This is a genomic window from Cohnella sp. SGD-V74, assembly GCF_003001675.1.
Lineage (GTDB): Bacteria > Bacillota > Bacilli > Paenibacillales > Paenibacillaceae > Cohnella.
Window position 1 is genome coordinate 1 of sequence record NZ_PVYW01000031.1, and the last position, 17494, is coordinate 17494.

The 17494-nt window shown below is 54.8% G+C and carries 26 protein-coding genes and 1 rRNA gene; 2 read left to right on the top strand and 25 right to left on the bottom strand.

Features of this window, described 5'->3' with window-relative positions:
• The 3 genes from B0G52_RS32445 to B0G52_RS32455 all read right to left on the bottom strand — a co-directional run.
• Positions 1 to 93, bottom strand: a 16S ribosomal RNA gene (locus tag B0G52_RS32445); the annotation flags it as partial.
• Between the two features lie 302 nt (positions 94 to 395).
• Positions 396 to 626 (bottom strand): hypothetical protein, encoded by a 231-nt coding sequence (locus tag B0G52_RS32450; RefSeq protein ID WP_094050592.1) that lies wholly within the window; start codon positions 624 to 626, stop codon positions 396 to 398.
• A 152-nt stretch (positions 627 to 778) separates the two neighbouring features.
• Complete coding sequence (locus tag B0G52_RS32455; protein ID WP_094050593.1) at positions 779 to 1390, bottom strand: stage II sporulation protein M; 612 nt, start codon at positions 1388 to 1390, stop codon at positions 779 to 781.
• A gap of 197 nt (positions 1391 to 1587) precedes the next feature.
• Between B0G52_RS32455 and pdaB the strand changes: the two genes are divergently transcribed.
• Complete coding sequence (gene pdaB, locus B0G52_RS32460; RefSeq protein ID WP_094050594.1) at positions 1588 to 2388, top strand: polysaccharide deacetylase family sporulation protein PdaB; 801 nt, start codon at positions 1588 to 1590, stop codon at positions 2386 to 2388.
• Here pdaB and B0G52_RS32465 read toward each other — a convergent pair.
• Positions 2381 to 2995, bottom strand: coding sequence for a KinB-signaling pathway activation protein (locus B0G52_RS32465; protein ID WP_094050595.1), 615 nt, complete (start codon positions 2993 to 2995; stop codon positions 2381 to 2383). The two genes, pdaB and B0G52_RS32465, sit on opposite strands and share 8 nt — an antisense overlap.
• Before the next feature lie 133 nt (positions 2996 to 3128).
• Here B0G52_RS32465 and gerD point away from each other — a divergent pair, with 133 nt between their 5' ends.
• Positions 3129 to 3830, top strand: coding sequence for a spore germination lipoprotein GerD (gerD, locus tag B0G52_RS32470; RefSeq protein WP_094050596.1), 702 nt, complete (start codon positions 3129 to 3131; stop codon positions 3828 to 3830).
• A 62-nt stretch (positions 3831 to 3892) separates the two neighbouring features.
• On the opposite strand, the gene B0G52_RS32475 is transcribed toward gerD, so the two are convergent.
• From B0G52_RS32475 to rplR, 21 genes are all read right to left on the bottom strand, one after another.
• A complete protein-coding gene (locus B0G52_RS32475) occupies positions 3893 to 5020 on the bottom strand; it encodes a P-loop NTPase (protein WP_094050597.1) in 1128 nt (375 codons plus the stop codon).
• A 45-nt stretch (positions 5021 to 5065) separates the two neighbouring features.
• Positions 5066 to 5851: an N-acetylmuramoyl-L-alanine amidase CwlD gene (gene cwlD, locus B0G52_RS32480; RefSeq protein WP_094050674.1), complete on the bottom strand. Its 786-nt coding sequence runs from the start codon at positions 5849 to 5851 to the stop codon at positions 5066 to 5068.
• Positions 5852 to 5949: 98 nt separating this feature from the next.
• Complete coding sequence (gene sat / locus B0G52_RS32485; RefSeq protein WP_094050598.1) at positions 5950 to 7128, bottom strand: sulfate adenylyltransferase; 1179 nt, start codon at positions 7126 to 7128, stop codon at positions 5950 to 5952.
• Between the two features lie 44 nt (positions 7129 to 7172).
• The gene (locus tag B0G52_RS32490; RefSeq protein ID WP_094050599.1) at positions 7173 to 7865 is read right to left on the bottom strand and encodes a phosphoadenylyl-sulfate reductase; all 693 of its coding nucleotides are present in this window, start codon (positions 7863 to 7865) and stop codon (positions 7173 to 7175) included.
• Positions 7866 to 8050: 185 nt separating this feature from the next.
• On the bottom strand, positions 8051 to 8443 hold the full coding sequence (gene rpsI, locus B0G52_RS32495) for a 30S ribosomal protein S9 (protein WP_094050600.1): 393 nt from the start codon (positions 8441 to 8443) through the stop codon (positions 8051 to 8053).
• Between the two features lie 18 nt (positions 8444 to 8461).
• Entirely contained in the window at positions 8462 to 8899 is a 438-nt protein-coding gene (gene rplM / locus B0G52_RS32500) for a 50S ribosomal protein L13 (RefSeq protein ID WP_094050601.1), read from the bottom strand.
• Positions 8900 to 9162: 263 nt separating this feature from the next.
• Positions 9163 to 9999: a tRNA pseudouridine(38-40) synthase TruA gene (gene truA, locus B0G52_RS32505; protein WP_094050602.1), complete on the bottom strand. Its 837-nt coding sequence runs from the start codon at positions 9997 to 9999 to the stop codon at positions 9163 to 9165.
• 72 nt (positions 10000 to 10071) lie between these two features.
• Complete coding sequence (rplQ, locus tag B0G52_RS32510; RefSeq protein WP_094050603.1) at positions 10072 to 10437, bottom strand: 50S ribosomal protein L17; 366 nt, start codon at positions 10435 to 10437, stop codon at positions 10072 to 10074.
• A 33-nt stretch (positions 10438 to 10470) separates the two neighbouring features.
• Positions 10471 to 11415, bottom strand: a complete 945-nt coding sequence (locus B0G52_RS32515) for a DNA-directed RNA polymerase subunit alpha (protein WP_094050604.1) — start codon at positions 11413 to 11415, stop codon at positions 10471 to 10473.
• A gap of 153 nt (positions 11416 to 11568) precedes the next feature.
• On the bottom strand, positions 11569 to 11967 hold the full coding sequence (gene rpsK / locus B0G52_RS32520) for a 30S ribosomal protein S11 (RefSeq protein WP_094050605.1): 399 nt from the start codon (positions 11965 to 11967) through the stop codon (positions 11569 to 11571).
• A gap of 16 nt (positions 11968 to 11983) precedes the next feature.
• The gene (rpsM, locus tag B0G52_RS32525) at positions 11984 to 12352 is read right to left on the bottom strand and encodes a 30S ribosomal protein S13 (RefSeq protein ID WP_094050606.1); all 369 of its coding nucleotides are present in this window, start codon (positions 12350 to 12352) and stop codon (positions 11984 to 11986) included.
• 24 nt (positions 12353 to 12376) lie between these two features.
• Positions 12377 to 12490 carry a 50S ribosomal protein L36 gene (gene rpmJ, locus B0G52_RS32530; RefSeq protein WP_003333770.1) on the bottom strand — a complete coding sequence of 38 codons (114 nt, stop codon included), beginning with the start codon at positions 12488 to 12490 and terminating at the stop codon, positions 12377 to 12379.
• A 110-nt stretch (positions 12491 to 12600) separates the two neighbouring features.
• On the bottom strand, positions 12601 to 12816 hold the full coding sequence (gene infA, locus B0G52_RS32535; protein ID WP_035121186.1) for a translation initiation factor IF-1: 216 nt from the start codon (positions 12814 to 12816) through the stop codon (positions 12601 to 12603).
• Positions 12817 to 12818: 2 nt separating this feature from the next.
• Positions 12819 to 13172, bottom strand: coding sequence for a KOW domain-containing RNA-binding protein (locus B0G52_RS32540; RefSeq protein WP_094050607.1), 354 nt, complete (start codon positions 13170 to 13172; stop codon positions 12819 to 12821).
• Between the two features lie 15 nt (positions 13173 to 13187).
• Positions 13188 to 13934 (bottom strand): type I methionyl aminopeptidase, encoded by a 747-nt coding sequence (gene map, locus B0G52_RS32545; RefSeq protein ID WP_094050608.1) that lies wholly within the window; start codon positions 13932 to 13934, stop codon positions 13188 to 13190.
• A 6-nt stretch (positions 13935 to 13940) separates the two neighbouring features.
• A complete protein-coding gene (locus B0G52_RS32550; RefSeq protein ID WP_094050609.1) occupies positions 13941 to 14585 on the bottom strand; it encodes an adenylate kinase in 645 nt (214 codons plus the stop codon).
• A gap of 27 nt (positions 14586 to 14612) precedes the next feature.
• Positions 14613 to 15911 carry a preprotein translocase subunit SecY gene (gene secY / locus B0G52_RS32555; protein ID WP_094050610.1) on the bottom strand — a complete coding sequence of 433 codons (1299 nt, stop codon included), beginning with the start codon at positions 15909 to 15911 and terminating at the stop codon, positions 14613 to 14615.
• On the bottom strand, positions 15911 to 16354 hold the full coding sequence (gene rplO, locus B0G52_RS32560) for a 50S ribosomal protein L15 (protein WP_094050611.1): 444 nt from the start codon (positions 16352 to 16354) through the stop codon (positions 15911 to 15913). Before rplO ends, secY begins: the two co-directional genes overlap by 1 nt.
• 41 nt (positions 16355 to 16395) lie before the next feature.
• The gene (rpmD, locus tag B0G52_RS32565) at positions 16396 to 16575 is read right to left on the bottom strand and encodes a 50S ribosomal protein L30 (protein WP_094050612.1); all 180 of its coding nucleotides are present in this window, start codon (positions 16573 to 16575) and stop codon (positions 16396 to 16398) included.
• A 13-nt stretch (positions 16576 to 16588) separates the two neighbouring features.
• Complete coding sequence (rpsE, locus tag B0G52_RS32570) at positions 16589 to 17086, bottom strand: 30S ribosomal protein S5 (RefSeq protein ID WP_094050613.1); 498 nt, start codon at positions 17084 to 17086, stop codon at positions 16589 to 16591.
• A 29-nt stretch (positions 17087 to 17115) separates the two neighbouring features.
• Positions 17116 to 17481 (bottom strand): 50S ribosomal protein L18, encoded by a 366-nt coding sequence (rplR, locus tag B0G52_RS32575; protein ID WP_094050675.1) that lies wholly within the window; start codon positions 17479 to 17481, stop codon positions 17116 to 17118.
• Between the last annotated feature and the right edge of the window lie 13 nt (positions 17482 to 17494).

Here is a 17494-nt window from a genome sequence, read left to right on the forward strand (position 1 = left end):
TTGGGAGCAAGCTCCCTCCTAACTCCGCTCGACTTGCATGTATTAGGCACGCCGCCAGCGTTCGTCCTGAGCCAGGATCAAACTCTCCATGAAAGTTGAAGCCGAAGCTTCTTAATCACAGAGCCTTTGAGGCTCATGATTTACAACTGGTATTGCTTGTTGTTTCTTACGCTCAATGTTCAGTTTTCAAAGAACAATCGGTGTTTCTTTATTTCGTCACCGCGTTAACAGCGACCTTTATAATGTATCACAACTGACTACCTCTTGGCAACACTTTTTTTCAAACATCTTTTTGGCCGCCATTTCGAAGCTTGTCAGCTCGTCCCCTCAAAAGCGGGGCGAAAGCTAATTTATCACAGATCGCCCATGCCGGTCAAGCCTTAAATTCGATTTTCTCAAGATTTATGGCTTTTCGGCTTCAGACCCAGCGCATACCGGGATAATTCCCGCGGCGGAGCGATACGGGCGTACATGCGGAAGATGATCTTATACCGCCTTGTAATGGCGTCCTTCACCGGTCCGTCCAACCGGCGATCGCTCATATCGAGCAGCATCTCGTCCATCTCCTTGCGGAGCAAATAGTCGAATTCCTTGCATTCCTTGTCCGTAAACATCATACCGAGCATAGAGCGCGAATCCTCCCGTGATTAAGCAGCTTAGAGGGCCGGAACTTTCGCACTGCGATGACCTCGTTGGGAACGCTCCGGCGTGTTCTACTGTTATGCTCCTTTTCTGGCAACTTTATGACATCGGCTCATGGAATTCGCTCGACTCGGCGTTAAGGCTTCATTAGCCAATAAGTGATCGTGCTCTCTACGACCGCCCCAAGCAGCAGAAATACGACGATAACAATCAATGCCGGCACCGACCCCGTCGCCGTCCGAACGAACGGCTGCCAAGGCTCTTTCCTCCCGAAGGCGGACCCGAAAATCCCCCCGAGCAGAGTCAAACCGAATCTGATCCCGAACGCGCACGCCAGAAATACCGCAGACAGCTCCAGAATCCCGTGCGGAAGCAACCCTTTTACGACAAGCATGAATACGTTCTCCCCGCTCGCGGAGAAGCCCGACAACAAGTAGCCCAGGATCATTCCGTTGAGCACCAGCATGGAGATCGGCATCAAGCCGGCCACGATCCCGAATCCCATCGCCATAATCGTCTTAAGAATGTTGTTCGCGGTGATGAGCAGGAAAGCCGTCCATTCCGGATTGTCGGATGTGCGGATCGAATTCGAGATGCCTTCGAGCCCCTTCATCTGCTGCTCCAGATATTCCGTTGGCGCATTCGGCGTTCCCCCGATGACCATTCCGGCGAAAAACAAAATGATCGAGAATATGAAATACGGACGAATTTCCTTCCATGTAAGCAGCAGTCCTGCGCGCGTAAACATAACCTTCCCCCATTCGGCCTACTAATCGACCATTCTCAACGTGCGTGATCAAAAGCGGGCTTTTCGAACTGCCGCTATATGAATATCTCTATGGGTCAAGCATACATTGATAGTATCCAAGTCGGCGGCTAGTCCGTGATATACGCGAAGGCCAAGCCGTTAGACCACCCCACTCCGGAAAGGAGCCGATCGAATCCATGAATCATTTTTTCGTATTTAACGGACGGCGCATTAAAAAAGCATTTTTTCTGACCGTGGCGGCCATTCTATCCATAGCCGTCATTTGGGTCGAGAAAAACAATCTGAGCGTCTTCGCTCCCCATCCCCCGGCTGCCGTGTACAACGTGCCGACGGACCGCAAAGTGATTGCGCTGACGTTCGACATCAGCTGGGGAGAGAAGCGGGCCGAACCGATTATTGAGGTGCTTAAGGCGAAGAACGTGCAGAACGTCACCTTTTTCCTGTCTTCACCTTGGAGCAAAGCCCATCCCGACCTCGTCAAAAAGATCGCGGAGGCCGGTTACGAGATCGGCAGCCACGGCCATAAGCACGATAACTACAGTCAATACAGCGACGAGGAAATTCGCCGGCAAATTACGATAGCGGACGGCATTTTGCGGGAGGCTACCGGCAAGTCCCCTACGCTGATCCGACTTCCTAATGGAGATTTCGACAAGCGCGTGCTGCGCATCGCCGACGAGCTCAATTATAAAGTCATTCAGTGGGATACCGATTCCTTGGATTGGAAAAACCCCGGGGTGGATACGATCGTGAACCGGGTCGTCGAGAGCGCTCACGAAGGCGATATCGTCCTGCTGCACGCCAGCGACTCCAGCAAGCAGACGCACGAGGCGCTGCCGGTCATCATCGACCAATTGCGCGCCAAAGGATACGAATTCGTAACCGTATCCCAGCTGATCAACCAGACGGAGACGAAGAGCAAAGTCGTGCAGGACCGTTCCGCCTGGAACGAGCTCGCTTCCCCGTACTTTATTTAGCGGGCGCTGCGACAGGCTGAGCTTCGGCGCGTTGGCCCAATATTTTGTGCAATTGCATGATCTGGTATCCGTTGCAGATGAACAGCGGAATCAGCTGGTACAGCAGCGAAGAGATATCGCCCGTTCTGAACGCGGGAATCGATTCGAGCACGGTGATCGCGACCATGAAGAAGATCGTCGGAATCCAGGCTCCGCCGGACGTCTGACTGACCTTAAACCATGCGACCAGCGCCGAACCGGCCAACAGAGCCAGCGGAACGACCCAGAACGTCATCGTCGGAAAATTCGAGTCGTATGTCCAATAGCCGATCTCGATCAGAACGAATAATGCCACAAACCCTTGAATCGCCACCCAATAATAAGGACGCTTGAAAATGCTGCGCGCGATATAATTCAACATCATATATGCGAAAAAGCCCATATGCGCGAAAGCGCCGAAAGTCATTCCGATCAGTGCCATCATCAGCACGTAAGACAGCCACCCGCTCGCCTCGACGTTGCGAAAGTCGGGATTGAACAATTGAATGCACACGCTTCCGACTACAGTAACGATGGCACCGATCAGAATCGTCATGCCGAATAATTTCATCCATTTGCGTAAGCTCAAGTCCGGAAACCTCCTCTAAGTGATCAACTTACATTTTACCATGAACAAGCTAAAAAGCCATGAACAACTCCTTATATTCACAAGGTTGTCGAAGCATACTACAGCCATAAACCCTATGATGGGAGTGGTCGGTATGCGATATCGCTTGCGATGGTTCGGATGTCTGCTTGGCGCTTCCCTCCTGTTGACGTCTTGCGGTCAGGAGTCCGGAGGCGGAGGCGGCGGACAAGTCAGCTACAAAGAAGTCAAATCGATGGTCATTGACATCCTCGGTTCCGAAGAAGCCCAGAAGGCGATGGAGAAAGCCTCCACCGCTCAATACGGCGAAAGCACGCTGCAGATGAAAAGCATGACCCCTTCGGATCAGGCTCAGGTCAGATTGGCCGTCAAGGACGTCCTGACCGCGCCGGAATATTCCACCGTACTGGAAAGCATTATGCGCGACCCCAAGTTCGCGGGAGAATTCGCCAAAGCGGTCAGCAAGGACAACAAGCAGATTCATAAGGACTTGATGAAGGATCCGTCTTATCAGAAGGAACTCGTAGATATGTTTAAGACGCCGGAAATGGCGAAAGTCCTTAGCGATTCGATGAAAAATCCCGACGTCCGCAAAGTGATCATGGGTTCGGTCACCGAGCAGATGCAGAATCCGCTGTTCAAGCTGGAGATCATGAAGCTGCTGCAAAGCGTCGTGAAGGAAGAGCTGACTCCTAAGCCTCAGAAAAAAGAGGAAAAGAAGGAGGAAGGCGGAGAAGGCGGCGGCGAGGAAAGCGGAGAAGGCGAAGGCGGCGAGGGTGAGTCGGAAGGCGAGGGCGGCGGCGAAAGCGAGTCGTAATGGAGAAAAAGGGCTGTTCCTGATCGGCGCCAATCGCCGAGAGGAGCAGCCCTTCTCTTCGTTTATTTACCGCAGCGTTCGATGATCGTTTGCGCCAGAGCGAGGTACTCCCGCCCGATCTCCGAATCGGCTTTGTAGACCGACGGAGAGAAGTCGGGTTCGGCGGGGTGGTTGTCGGGAGCCCCAAGCGGGAACTGCGCCAGCAAGTCGGTGCCCAGCGTCTCGGCCAGCTTGCCTCCGCCTCCCCGGCCGAATACGTACTCCCTCTCCCCCGTCGCTTTGCTCTCGAAATAAGACATGTTTTCGACGACGCCGATGATCTCGTGATTCGTCTTGATCGCCATCGCCCCGGCGCGGGCCGCGACGAAAGCGGCCGTCGCGTGCGGCGTCGTTACGATGATCTCCTTGCTCTGAGGGATCATCTGATGGACGTCGAGCGCTACGTCTCCCGTTCCCGGCGGCAAGTCGAGCAGCAAGTAATCGAGCTCGCCCCAGTCGATCTCGGCGAAGAAGTTGCGCAGCATCTTCCCAAGCATCGGGCCGCGCCATACGATCGGGCTGTTGTCTTCGACGAAGAACCCCATCGAGATGACCTTCACTCCGAAGCGCTCGATCGGTTTGATCTTGTCTCCGACCTGCACCGGACGCTCTTCGATCCCCATCATATCCGGCACGCTGAACCCGTAGATATCGCTGTCGATCAAGCCCACGCGCTTGCCTTGGCGCGCCAGGGCGACCGCCAGATTCACCGTAACGGTCGACTTGCCCACGCCGCCTTTGCCGCTGGCGATCGCGATGAACTCTACGCCGCTCTCCGGGTGAAGAATCGTGTGCCGCTCCAGACCTGCTCCGTGTCCTCTGACCGGCGCTTCCTGCGCTTTCGCCTGTGAACCCGCGGACGCGGAACCCGCCTCCCCCTGGCCGCCCTGCGCTTCCGCCTGCTCGCGCTCCGTCATCGCGCGAATGCGAATATGAGGCTTGCCTTCGATCAGGCCAGAGAGCGCGTTAACGACGTCCTGCTCCACGCCGGCGGCCTGTCCCATGCTGTCCGGATGAAGCACGACGGTCAGCGAGACGGACGCTTCCCGAATCATCATATCTCGAATCAGCCCCAGCGCCGTTAAGCCCCGTTTAAGCGTAGGCTCAAGCACGGGCTGCAGAGCCTCCAGTACATTTTCCTTAGTGACCACAAGTCGACCTCCATCACTTAGTATTGCATGCCTTTACTATAGCCATTATAGCACAGGCTTGCCCGATTCACCGGACTGCGGCGAGGATTCCGGCTGTTCGGACGCGAATTTCAGAATTCCGCGGTAGATAGAGGCGGCCACCTTCCTCTGATACTCTTCGTCGGCAAGCAGACTGGCCTCTTCCGGATGCGACAGAAATCCGACCTCGACGAGCGCCGTCGGCATCTTGAGCGTCTTGAGCAGATACACCGTATCGGCCCGCTTGGCGATCCGCTGCGTGTTGCCCAGCACGTTCCGCAGCTCGGTCTGAATGTCCGACGCCAGCCGTTTCCCCTCCGCGTTATTGGCCGAATAGAACGTTTGGGCGCCGGACCATCTGGGCGACGGGATGCTGTTCATATGGATGCTGACGGTCAGATCGGCTTGCTGCTTGCTCACCTGATCGGCTCTGCGCAGCAGATCCTCCGTCTTGCGGCGGGAATAGCCCTTCGTATCGGGCTGCGCCAGATCGTAATCGCCCTCCCGCGTCAGGAGCACCAGAGCTCCAGCCTGCTGCAGATAGTCTCTCAGATAAAGCACGATCGCCAGATTCAGGTCCTTCTCGATGACTCCGTCCCGGCTGATCGCCCCTCCGTCCGCCCCTCCGTGTCCGGCGTCCAGCGCGATCACCTTGCCTGACAGCGGCAAGGTCCAATGCGTCCACGTACGCGACGACGGAATTTCGCTCAGGAACAGAGTCGCGGTCAAGGCGATCAAGCAGACGACGATTCCAAGCCGCAGCAGAGCCTGCCTCGTCATCCAGACGACCAGCCGCTTGCGCCCCTTCAGCATGTGAAGCCATGATTTACGATGTCCGTTTAACAAAATAAATCCACCTCGTCCCAGGGAAAGCTCCCTACATCTTATGGGACAAGGTGGATTTTTATGAATTAGATCGAGTAGCTTTTGCTCGCTTCGGCCATTCCTTCGATCAGAATCGCCGCCACTTCCGGACGGGAGAACTCCGGCGGCGGGCAAATTCCGTCGCGCAGCAGCGCGCGAACCTTCGTGCCGGACAGTGTCAGATGGTCTTCCTTGCCGTGCGGGCAAGTTTTGCTGGACGCCATATTGCCGCATTTCGTGCAGAAGAAGCTGTGCTCGAAGTAGAGCGGCGTGATGCCCAATTGCTCCGAAGCAAACGACTTCAGCAGCTCCTGCGCCTCATACGTGCCGTAGTAATCGCCTACGCCCGCATGATCCCGGCCGACGATGAAATGGGTGCAGCCGTAGTTTTTGCGCACGAGCGCATGGAAGATCGCTTCGCGCGGCCCCGCGTAACGCATAGCTGCCGGGAACACGCCCAGGAAAACCCGATCTTGAGGATAATAGTTTTCCAGCAGGGCGAGGTAGCTCTTCATTCTCACATTGGCCGGAACGTCATCCGACTTCGTCTCGCCGACGAGAGGATTCAGGAACAGGCCGTCGACGATCTCCATCGCCGCTTTCTGAATATACTCATGCGCTCTGTGCACCGGATTGCGGGTCTGGAAGCCGACGACGGTCTTCCATCCTTTCTCCGCGAAGATGCGCCGGGTTTCCGACGGGTCGAAATAAAACTCGTTAAACTTCTCCGGAACGGGACGGTTCAGCACTTGAACCGATCCTCCGATATAGGTGTCCGGACGGTCGAACAGCTTCACGACGCCCGGGTGCTCCATGTCGTCCGTCTTGAACACCTGTACAGCCTCATGCCGCTTATCCACCTTGTAGATGCTCTCCACGTCGATCACGCCGTATACGACGCCGTCGTTCTCTCCCACGAGGGCGGCTTTCTGGCCGACGGACAGCTTCTTCGCGTAGTCTTCGGATACCGCCAGCGTAATCGGAATGCTCCAGATCGCGCCGCTGGTCAGCTTCATATCGTTCACGACCGACAGATAATCGTCTTCGTTCATAAATCCCGTCAGCGGGCTGAACGCCCCGACGCCGATCAGGTCGAGGTCGGAGATCGTCCAAGCGTTGACAGGGATGGACACCCAGTCGGCCGCCTGGGCCAGCAGAGCTTCGCGCTCCTGTCCTTCGACTACCCGGTTAATCAATGTTCCGCCATGCGGCAAAATTGCGCTCATCTTCTGAGTAGCTCCTTCGTTAAGCGATAAATTTCCGTACCTTCTTATTTATGCAGACCGCATTCCGTCTTCTCGTTGCCGGCCCAACGTCCGGACCGAGGGTCTTCGCCGGGCATGACCGGCTTCGTGCAGTATTCGCAGCCGATGCTCGGGAAGTTCTGATCGTGCAGCGGGTTGTAAATCAGATCGTTCTCCCGAATGTAGGCCCATACGTCTTCCGTCGTCCAGGAGGCAATCGGGTTGAACTTGACCAGTCCGAACTTGGTGTCGTACTCCACCTTCTTCGCGTTCGCGCGGGTAGGCGCCTGGTCGCGGCGAATGCCGGTAATCCACGCTTCGTACTGAGACAAAATCCGAGTCAGCGGCTCGACTTTACGAAGGTTGCAGCAGCCGGTAGGATCGCTCTTCCACAGCTCGGCGCCGTATTTCTCTTCTTGCTCTTCCGGCGTCAGCTTGGATTTGACCTCGACGAATTTCAGGTTGTACCTCTCGGCAATGCGATCGCGCGTCTCGTAGGTTTCTTTGAAGTGAAAATCCGTGTCCAGATAGAAAATATCCGTCGAAGGGCTGATCTTCTGGATCATATCCACCAGTACGACGTCTTCAGCGCCGAAGCTGCACGCGAACGTGATATTCGGGAACGTCTCGATCGCCCACGCGATGACGGTCTCCGGAGATGCGTTCTCGAACTCTTCCGCTTTGACGCGAATCAGATTTTCTTTTTCGATCAAGTTCATCTTCATGACCTCCACTTAAACCCTAGTATTTAAGTATGAATACATCCATTATACGCCGACAGTCGGAATACTTCAATCCAAAATAGATTAAACTTTTTTTGGAAGCGAATCCTTGACGCAAGCTGCGAAAAATGCAGAAAAGCCCCTGGCCGCCAAGGGCCAAGGGCTTTGTTGCGAAGATAAAATTAACGTTTGGAGAATTGAGGCGCGCGGCGAGCCGCTTTCAAGCCGTATTTCTTACGTTCCTTCATGCGCGGATCGCGAGTCAGGAATCCGGCTTTCTTCAGCGGGGAGCGAAGCTCCGGGTCCGCTTTAAGAAGAGCGCGGGAGATGCCGTGACGGATTGCGCCGGCTTGGCCGGAAGTACCGCCGCCGTGAGCGATGACCAGAACGTCGTACTTGCTGCCCGTTTCAGTCAGGTTCAACGGTTGCTTAACGATCAGCTTCAACGTCTCTACGTCGAAGTAATCGTTGATTTCACGTTTGTTGATAATGATGCGGCCTTCACCCGGCACGAGACGAACCCGCGCAACGGAGTGCTTGCGGCGACCCGTTCCTAAATATTGCACTTGAGCCATTCGAAAGTCCTCCTTTTATTATCCGCGAAGTTCGTAAACTTCAGGTTGTTGGGCTTGATGTGGATGTTCGCTGCCTGCGTACACTTTCAGCTTGCCTTGCAGCTGATGTCCAAGCTTGTTCTTAGGAAGCATGCCGTATACCGCCAATTCGATAATGCGGGCAGGCTTTCTGTTCAGCATTTCCTGAGCGGTCGTCGTTTTCAGTCCGCCCGGATAGTGGGAGTGCGTGTAGTATTTCTTCTGTTGCAGCTTCTTGCCGGTCAGAACGATCTTCTCGGCGTTGATGACGATAACGAAATCTCCCGTATCGACATGCGGAGTGAATTCAGGTTTGTGTTTGCCGCGGATCAGAGTAGCGGCTTCGCTGGCCAGACGACCGAGAGTTTTGCCTTCGGCGTCGATGATATGCCATTTGCGCTCGACTTCAAGCGGTTTGGCCATGTAAGTTGTACGCATGAAACATCCTCCTTCGGTAATTTCCCTGCTTTATGTGGTACGTCAATTACATTCGTTACAAATTCATTATTCTAGTTGGGACTTGCCATACAACGATGCGTTCGACTTGGATGTTGGAAACCGCACGAGGCCGATTCCGTCAAACACACCAAAAAGCGCGACACTTCTGCGCTGGGGCCGTGGGAAGCCACGCAGAAAGCACAAAGCCTATTGTACATGAAATCAGGCGTATATGCAAGCAAACATTTGCAAAAAAAGTCTTGCTACGTTTCGGACGGCAAATGCTCATACACGACTTCCCACAGCGACAAGCCTTGGGGAATCGCCGTCGGTCCGGCCAACGCCCGATCGCGGGCGGCGAGAATGTCCGCTATGTTCTCGGGAGAACGCTTGCCTTCGCCGACCTGGATCAACGTTCCGGCGATGATGCGAACCATATTGTACAGAAACCCCGTGCCGGTCACGTAGAGATGAATGACTCCCCTCGATTTGCCCGGATGCTGCCGCTGGTCCCACTCTCGATTGTAAACCGGGTTCGAATACAGGCTGTCCGCCTCCGTCCTGGACTCCAGCGCCAAGCTTGCCCTCAGAATGGTGCGGACATGGTTCGGCTTCGTGGAGAGGGGCGACGTAAACGTGGAGAAGTCGTGCTTGCCGATGAGATGCGCCAATCCCTCCCTCATCGCTTCTACGTCAAGCGGCGTAGGATGATGGAATTCATAGCGCCTGCGGAACAAGTCGGGCACCCGATTGCAATTGATCGTGTACCGGTAGGTTTTGCTCAAGGCGTGATGACGGGCATGGAATTCGTCCGGAACGAGGTAGGCGCTCTGAACGACGATGTCTCCGGGCAGCCTCGTATTCAGCGCGATAGCCCAGCGCTCGATCGGGATGCTCGACGACGTTGTGAAATTCACGACCTGGCATCTGGCGTGCACGCCGGCGTCCGTTCGTCCGGACCCCATAATAGGCACGCGCTCTCCCGCCAGCTTGGCGATCGCTTCTTCGAGCTTGTCCTGAACCGTATTGCCGCCCGGCTGGCTCTGAAATCCGTAGTAGTCCGTCCCGTCATAGCTGACGATAAGAGCGATATTGCGCACTTGATCCCCTCCAAACCACAAAAAAAGGATGATCCGAATACGTGATTCGGGCCATCCTTCTTTGCTCCGCTCTTATGCGCGGTCTACCAGCTCGAGATACACCATCGGAGCCGAATCTCCGCGGCGAGGTCCCAGCTTCAGAATGCGCGTATATCCGCCCGGACGCTCCGCGTAACGCGTAGCGAGCTCGGAGAACAGTTTTTGGATGGCGTCTTGCTCGCCATTCAGGGTTTCACGACGAACGAACGCCGCCACTTGACGACGAGCGTGCAGGTCGCCGCGCTTAGCCAAAGTGATCAGACGTTCTGCGATCGAGCGAACTTCCTTGGCTTTCGCCTCGGTCGTCTGAATACGCTCGTACAGGAACAGGTCGGTCGTCAGATCGCGGAACAAAGCTTTCCGCGCGCTGGAATCGCGACTCAGTTTTTGATAAGCCATTTTGTTTTCCCTCCTTTGCTGCTGGTAACGATGCTACTCCTCGAAGCGCAAGCCGAGTCCGAGCTCTTCGAGCTTCTCTTGAACTTCCTCCAAAGACTTGCGGCCCAGGTTGCGGACCTTCATCATGTCTTCTTCGGTTTTCGTGATCAGCTCTTGAACGGTGTTGATGCCGGCGCGCTTCAGGCAGTTGTAAGAACGGACGGAGAGATCGAGCTCTTCGATAGTCATCTCGAGCACTTTTTCCTTCTTGTCCTCTTCTTTTTCCTTCATCGTCTCGGTATCTTTAGCCTCGTCCGTAAGCCCTACGAACAAGGAGAGGTGGTCGGTCAGAATTTTCGCGCCCAAGCTCACCGCTTCTTCAGGCCGAATGCTGCCGTCGGTCCATACTTCAAGCGTAAGCTTGTCGTAGTTGGTGACCTGACCGACACGCGTATTCTCGACTTGATAGTTGACGCGGGTAATTGGGGTATAGATCGAATCGACCGGAATGACGCCGATCGGCTGATCTTCCTTCTTGTTCCGATCCGAAGGGACGTAACCGCGGCCTACGCGAGCGAAAATGCGCATGTGCAGCCGGGCTCCCGAAGCCAGAGTCGCGATGTGCAAATCCGGATTCAGAATTTCGACGTCGCTGTCCGCGCGAATATCGCCGGCCGTCACGATGCCGTCGCCTTCCGCATCGATCTCGAGCACTTTCTCCTCGTCCGAGTGGATCTTCAGCGACAGACGCTTCAGATTGAGGATGATTTGCGTTACATCCTCGATAACACCCGGAATCGTAGAAAATTCATGAAGGACGCCGTCAATCTGCACCGATACGACGGCTGCGCCCGGCAAGGACGACAGCAGAATGCGGCGAAGAGAGTTGCCGAGCGTCATGCCGTAGCCGCGTTCGAGCGGCTCTACGACAAAACGCCCGTATCTCTTGTCATCATGAATTTCCACGGAATCGATTTTTGGTTTCTCGATCACTATCATAACCAAAACCTCCTTCAAAACGTCGCTGACGTTGCCTTTGTTCACCCAATGAAATGGTTCAGCAATGTTTATGGGGTAAACCGTGTAGTATGCCTAACCGTTACAACCATTATTCTCAAGTTGTTCTTGTTTGATACCACAACAGCAACGTTGTTAGACGCGGCGGCGCTTCGGAGGACGGCAACCGTTATGCGGGATCGGCGTTACGTCTCGGATCATGCTGACTTCAAGACCGGCAGCTTGCAACGAACGAATCGCGGCTTCGCGGCCTGCGCCAGGACCTTTAACGGATACTTCGACCAAACGCATGCCGTGTTCCATCGCAGCGCGTGCTGCGGATTCGGCGGCCATCTGAGCCGCGAACGGCGTGCTCTTACGGGAGCCCTTGAAGCCAAGGTTACCGGAGCTAGCCCAGGAAACCGCGTTACCATGCGGATCCGTAATCGTAACGATCGTATTGTTGAACGTGGAACGGATATGTGCCACGCCGGAGTCGATGTTCTTCCGATCACGACGCTTGGTACGAACGACTTTCTTGCCCTTTTGTGCCATGTTTTGTTATCCCCCCTTATTTCTTCTTGTTCGCTACCGTACGACGCGGACCTTTGCGTGTACGAGCGTTCGTCTTCGAACGTTGTCCGCGAACCGGAAGACCGCGGCGGTGACGGATGCCACGATAGCAGCCGATTTCGATCAGCCGTTTGATGTTTAGTGCAATTTCGCGACGCAGGTCGCCCTCGACCTTCACTTCTTTGTCGATCGTTTCGCGCAGACGAGCGAGCTCGTCTTCGGTCAGATCACGAACGCGAGTGTCGGGATTGACGCCAGTGGACGCCAGCACCTTCTGGGAAGTGGACTTGCCAATTCCGAAGATGTACGTCAGGGCGATTTCCACACGCTTGTCGCGCGGGAGGTCAACACCAGATATACGTGCCATAGTTAGAGGCACCTCCTTCTATCGTTAGCCTTGTTTTTGTTTATGCTTCGGGTTTTCGCAGATAACCATCACGTTGCCTTTGCGGCGAATGACTTTGCATTTTTCGCAAATCGGCTTGACCGAAGGTCTCACCTTCATGATAATACCCTCCTTAAAGTGTGACTGATAGATCGCGTCGCTAAACGTCGCGTTCAGTCATCACGATCGTGCGATCGAGCGTTCGTCGCGCGAACGGATAGAAAACGAACTTATTTACGGTAAGTGATACGACCGCGCGTCAGATCATAGGGTGACAATTGGATAACCACTTTATCCCCCGTCAGAATCCGTATGAAATGCATCCGGAGCTTGCCGGAAACATGTGCAAGGATTTGATGTCCGTTCTCGAGCTCAACCTTGAACATGGCATTCGGCAACGGCTCTATGACTGTTCCTTCTACCTCAATGACGTCCTCTTTGGCCACCGTCATTCTCCTTTCTCTTCAGCATGCGTTTCGAGCGATAGCGATGTCGCGGCGTCTTGCTCCCGCTTGTCGCTCTCCATGAGCCGATCGATTTGACCGATAGCGTACCGAAGCTTCGCGTTGGTTACGCGTCCAGTGTCGCGAATGCTGCTGGCGACTTCCTCGCTTCGGATACCGATCCGTTCGAGATGCAGCACGTTTTTGCGTTTGGGCCGATCGAACCGGCGTTTATCGCCGTCGGCCACGAGCGCGATTCGCTCCTCGACGAGTGCGATCACGATCGCTAGCTCACCTTCGTCTTTTCCGCGCCGGCTTCTTACGATGTCGCCGGGCGCAAGCTTCACGTTTACCGTCATATCCTTCACCTGGCTTTACGCACGGGTCAGTATTTCGTACCCGTCATCGGTCACGGCAATCGTATGCTCGAAATGCGCGCACAAGGATCCGTCCACCGTAACGACCGTCCAATTGTCGGACAAAGTCTTTACGTAGCGTTCTCCCACGTTAACCATGGGTTCGATCGCGAGCGTCATCCCCGGCTTCAGCCTTGGTCCCCGATCCGGCGCTCCGTAATTCGGAATTTGCGGTTCCTCGTGAAGAGCCGCGCCTACGCCATGACCGACATATTCTCTGACGACGGAGAAACCCGCGTCTTCGATAACCTTCTGAATTCCGTGGGAGATCGTAAACAGTCTGACGTCCGGGCGGACCAACGCAAGCCCCGCAAAGAGGGAAGCCTCGGTCACGTCCAGCAGTCTCTGCGCCTCATCGCTGATCTGGCCGACTCCGTACGTCCATGCGGAGTCTCCGTGATATCCTTGATACTGTGCGCCGATATCGATGCTGATGATGTCGCCTTCTACGAGCTTCCGCGGTCCGGGAAACCCGTGTACGAGTTCCTCGTTCGTGGAGGCGCATATACTGGCCGGAAAACCGTTATAACCTTTGAAAGAGGGAACGGCGCCTTGGCTTCGAATGAACGCGTCCGCGATCCGATCGAGTTCGGCGGTCGTCACGCCGGGAACGATCGCTTGCTTCATCAAGCGATGCGTCTCCGCCACGATCCGGCCCGCCTCCCGCATCAAGTTCAACTCTTTCTCGGACTTGATCACGATCATGGCCGATTACCCTCTGAGTAGGGAAGCAATATCGGCCGTTACCGCATCGATATCCTTCTCCCCGTCTACTTCGCGGAGCAAACCTTTGTCGCCGTAATACGTCAGCAGCGGAGCCGTCTTGTTCGAGTACTCGTCAAGACGCGTGCCCACCTTCTCTTCCGTATCGTCGGAACGCTGATACAGCTCTCCCCCGTCCTTGTCGCAGATGCCTTCCTGCTTCGGAGGGTTGAAAACAATATGATACGTTGTGCCGCAAGCTTTGCAAATCCGTCTTCCGGTCAAGCGGGCCAGCAAGAAACCGCGGTCCACCTTGAGGTTGATGACATGGTCGATCTTGCGACCCATTTCGGCGAGCATGCCGTCCAGCGCTTCGGCCTGGGCGATCGTCCGCGGAAAACCGTCGAGCAGAAATCCGCCCGTGCAGTCTTCAGCGGCGAGACGATCGCGCACGATGCCGTTCGTCACTTCGTCCGGAACGAGAAGGCCTTGGTCGACGTACTCCTTGGCCTTCTGTCCCAGCGGCGTGCCTTGCTTCATGGCTAAGCGAAACGCATCACCGGTCGAGATGTGCGGAATGCCGAATTGCTCGACGATCCGCTCTGCTTGCGTTCCTTTGCCGGCGCCAGGAGGCCCCATAAACAAAATGTTCATTGCTGTTCCTCCTGTCCGTCTCGTAGATTACTTATTGATAAACCCTTTGTAGTGGCGTTTGATCAGTTGGCTCTCGATTTGCTTCATCGTCTCAAGAGCAACCCCGATTACGATCAGGAGCGAGGTGCCGCCCAATTGAACCGATTTCGGGAGATCTGCGAGTGCGCCGAAGAATACCGGCAGAACCGAGATCAGAGCCAGGAAGACCGCGCCTGCGAGCGTGATGCGGGTGATGACCCGCGTCAGGAAGCCTGCAGTCGGCTTGCCAGGACGAATGCCCGGAATGTAGCCGCCGTTCTTCTTCATGTTATCCGCCAACTGTTGAGGGTTGAACTGAACGAACGTGTAGAAGAACGTAAATCCGATAATCAGAAGCACGTACAGGACCATGCCGAGCGGCTTGTCGTAGTACAAGTGGCTAATGATCCATTGCGCCCAGGTCTGGTTCGCCCAGAATTGAGCGATCGTGATCGGGAACATCAGCAGCGATACCGCGAAAATAACCGGGATAACGCCGGCGCCATTCACTTTAAGCGGAATGTGCGTCGATTGGCCGCCGTACATCTTCTGTCCGACAACCCGTTTCGCGTATTGAACCGGAATCTTGCGCACGCCTTGCTGGATGAAGATGACGCCTGCGATAATCAGGATGATTACGAGCAGGATGATGAGCATCTTCACGATGTTCAAGAACAATTGGCTCGAATCGATGAACTGGCTTTCGTAGATATCGCGGATATGTTTAGGGATAGAAGCGACGATCGCCGCGAAGATCAAGATCGAGATACCGTTGCCGATGCCTTTTTCGTTGACCTGCTCGCCTAACCACATCAGGAACGCGGTACCTGCCGTCAATACGATGGCAATCATAAGATACGTCGCCACATTCGCATCGATGACCATTTCATAAGCATACATCCGGTTAAAGCCGATTGCCGTAGCGAAAGCTTGGATAAGCCCCAGAATAATCGTTCCGTAACGAGTGATCTGAGCGAGCTTGCGCTTGCCGTTCTCGCCTTCCTTCTGCCACTCCGAGAACTTCGGAATGACGTCCATGGAAAGCAATTGAACGATGATCGACGCCGTGATATACGGCGTAATCCCCAGAGCAAAGATGGAGAAATTGAACAGCGCGCCGCCGGAGAACGTGTTCAGAAGGCCGAACAGGTCGGCACCCGATTGGTCGGCCATCGTCAGCACGTCTTTATTAATGTTCGGGACCGGGATGAAGGAACCGATACGGTAGATTAACAGGATGAAAAGGGTGAAGAGGATCCTCGATCGAAGGTCCTCAACTTTCCAAATGTTAGTGACGGTCGCGAACATTAGATCACCTCGGTTTTACCGCCGGCGGCTTGAATTTTTTCTGCTGCAGACTGAGAGAACTTATGAGCTTTAACAGTCAGCTGCACGTTCAGATCGCCATTGCCCAGAATTTTAATTCCGTCTTTCGGATTTTTCAGAATGCCTTCGCTCAGAAGCAGTTCCGGCGTTACTTCCGTTCCAGCCGCAAAACGGTTCAACTGGTCAAGATTGACGATCGCGAATACAGTAGCAAACCGATCGTTGTTGAAACCGCGCTTAGGAACCCGACGGTACAACGGGTTTTGTCCGCCCTCGAATCCGGGACGCACACCGCCGCCGGAACGAGCGTTCTGCCCTTTGTGACCGCGACCGGACGTTTTGCCGAGGCCGCTGCCGGCGCCGCGTCCTACCCGCTTACGAGTGGATTTGGAGCCTGCGTTAGGAGACAGCTCATGCAATTTCATCGTACGTCGCACCTCCTTGATTTTTATGCTTGGTATTTATCTTAGACTTCTTTAACTTCGATCAAGTGACTGACCGTATTGATCATGCCGCGGATCGCGACATTGTCTTCCTTGACTACGGACGAATGCAGCTTGCCCAGGCCCAGAGATTTCACCGTTTGACGCTGATTCTCAGGACGGCCGATCAAGCTACGAACGAGGGTAATTTGAAGCTGTGCCATCTGTTTCCCCTCCTTAACGGAATAGCTCTGCTACGGTTTTGCCGCGCAGTTTCGCTACGTCTTCGGCGCGTTTCAGTCGGGATAACCCTTCCAACGTCGCATTGACCATGTTAATGGAGTTGGAGGATCCCAGCGATTTCGTCAAAATATCGCCGACTCCAGCCAGTTCGAGCACCGCCCGGACAGGACCGCCCGCGATAACGCCCGTACCTTCCGAAGCTGGTTTCAACAACACTTTGCCGGCGCCGAAACTTCCCGTAACGGCGTGTGGAATCGTTGTTCCAACGAGTGGTACGAAGACCAAGTTCTTCTTGGCGTCGTCGACGCCTTTGCGAATCGCGTCAGGAACTTCGGACGCTTTGCCGATGCCGGCGCCAACCCAGCCTTTGCCGTCTCCGACAACGACGAGTGCGCTGAAGCTAAAGCGACGTCCGCCCTTGACGACTTTGGAGACACGGTTGATTTGCACCATTTTCTCCGTCAGTTCCAATGTGTTCGGATCTACACGCAAGTCGTTTACCTCCTTGTGTCAAAAGTGAATTAAAACTGTAAACCGGCTTCGCGTGCAGCATCCGCCAGTGCTTGAATACGTCCGTGATACAGGTAACCGCCGCGATCGAACACGACATTCTCGTGTCCTTTTTCCTTCGCGCGCTTGGCGATCAATTCGCCAACCTTGCGTGCAGCTTCCACGTTGCCGCCGTTTCCGATTCCTGCAAGCTCCTTGTCGACCGTCGATGCGCTTGCCAGCGTTACGCCTTGAACGTCATCGATCAATTGAGCATAGATATGCTTGGAAGAACGAAACACGGACAGACGTGGACGTTCGCTTGTCCCGCTGATTTTCTTACGAACCCGAAGGTGTCTTTTCAGACGAGCCTTGTTTTTATCGGCTTTAGTAATCATCCGCATTTACACT

Bases quoted from the DNA above. Each gene is read 5' to 3' on its own strand.
- rpmD (WP_094050612.1), bottom strand. From the start codon at position 16,575: ATGGCACAGCTTCAAATTACCCTCGTTCGTAGCTTGATCGGCCGTCCT.
- sat (WP_094050598.1), bottom strand. From the start codon at position 7,128: ATGAGCGCAATTTTGCCGCATGGCGGAACATTGATTAACCGGGTAGTC.
- map (WP_094050608.1), bottom strand. From the start codon at position 13,934: ATGATCGTGATCAAGTCCGAGAAAGAGTTGAACTTGATGCGGGAGGCG.
- B0G52_RS32550 (WP_094050609.1), bottom strand. From the start codon at position 14,585: ATGAACATTTTGTTTATGGGGCCTCCTGGCGCCGGCAAAGGAACGCAA.
- B0G52_RS32515 (WP_094050604.1), bottom strand. From the start codon at position 11,415: ATGATAGTGATCGAGAAACCAAAAATCGATTCCGTGGAAATTCATGAT.
- B0G52_RS32455 (WP_094050593.1), bottom strand. From the start codon at position 1,390: ATGTTTACGCGCGCAGGACTGCTGCTTACATGGAAGGAAATTCGTCCG.
- rpmJ (WP_003333770.1), bottom strand. From the start codon at position 12,490: ATGAAGGTGAGACCTTCGGTCAAGCCGATTTGCGAAAAATGCAAAGTC.
- secY (WP_094050610.1), bottom strand. From the start codon at position 15,911: ATGTTCGCGACCGTCACTAACATTTGGAAAGTTGAGGACCTTCGATCG.
- cwlD (WP_094050674.1), bottom strand. From the start codon at position 5,851: ATGCTGAAGGGGCGCAAGCGGCTGGTCGTCTGGATGACGAGGCAGGCT.
- rplR (WP_094050675.1), bottom strand. From the start codon at position 17,481: ATGATTACTAAAGCCGATAAAAACAAGGCTCGTCTGAAAAGACACCTT.
- B0G52_RS32540 (WP_094050607.1), bottom strand. From the start codon at position 13,172: ATGACGGTAAACGTGAAGCTTGCGCCCGGCGACATCGTAAGAAGCCGG.
- B0G52_RS32450 (WP_094050592.1), bottom strand. From the start codon at position 626: ATGCTCGGTATGATGTTTACGGACAAGGAATGCAAGGAATTCGACTAT.
- rpsM (WP_094050606.1), bottom strand. From the start codon at position 12,352: ATGGCACGTATATCTGGTGTTGACCTCCCGCGCGACAAGCGTGTGGAA.
- rplO (WP_094050611.1), bottom strand. From the start codon at position 16,354: ATGAAATTGCATGAGCTGTCTCCTAACGCAGGCTCCAAATCCACTCGT.
- rpsK (WP_094050605.1), bottom strand. From the start codon at position 11,967: ATGGCACAAAAGGGCAAGAAAGTCGTTCGTACCAAGCGTCGTGATCGG.
- rplQ (WP_094050603.1), bottom strand. From the start codon at position 10,437: ATGGCTTATCAAAAACTGAGTCGCGATTCCAGCGCGCGGAAAGCTTTG.
- pdaB (WP_094050594.1), top strand. From the start codon at position 1,588: ATGAATCATTTTTTCGTATTTAACGGACGGCGCATTAAAAAAGCATTT.
- rpsI (WP_094050600.1), bottom strand. From the start codon at position 8,443: ATGGCTCAAGTGCAATATTTAGGAACGGGTCGCCGCAAGCACTCCGTT.
- gerD (WP_094050596.1), top strand. From the start codon at position 3,129: ATGCGATATCGCTTGCGATGGTTCGGATGTCTGCTTGGCGCTTCCCTC.
- rplM (WP_094050601.1), bottom strand. From the start codon at position 8,899: ATGCGTACAACTTACATGGCCAAACCGCTTGAAGTCGAGCGCAAATGG.
- B0G52_RS32490 (WP_094050599.1), bottom strand. From the start codon at position 7,865: ATGAACTTGATCGAAAAAGAAAATCTGATTCGCGTCAAAGCGGAAGAG.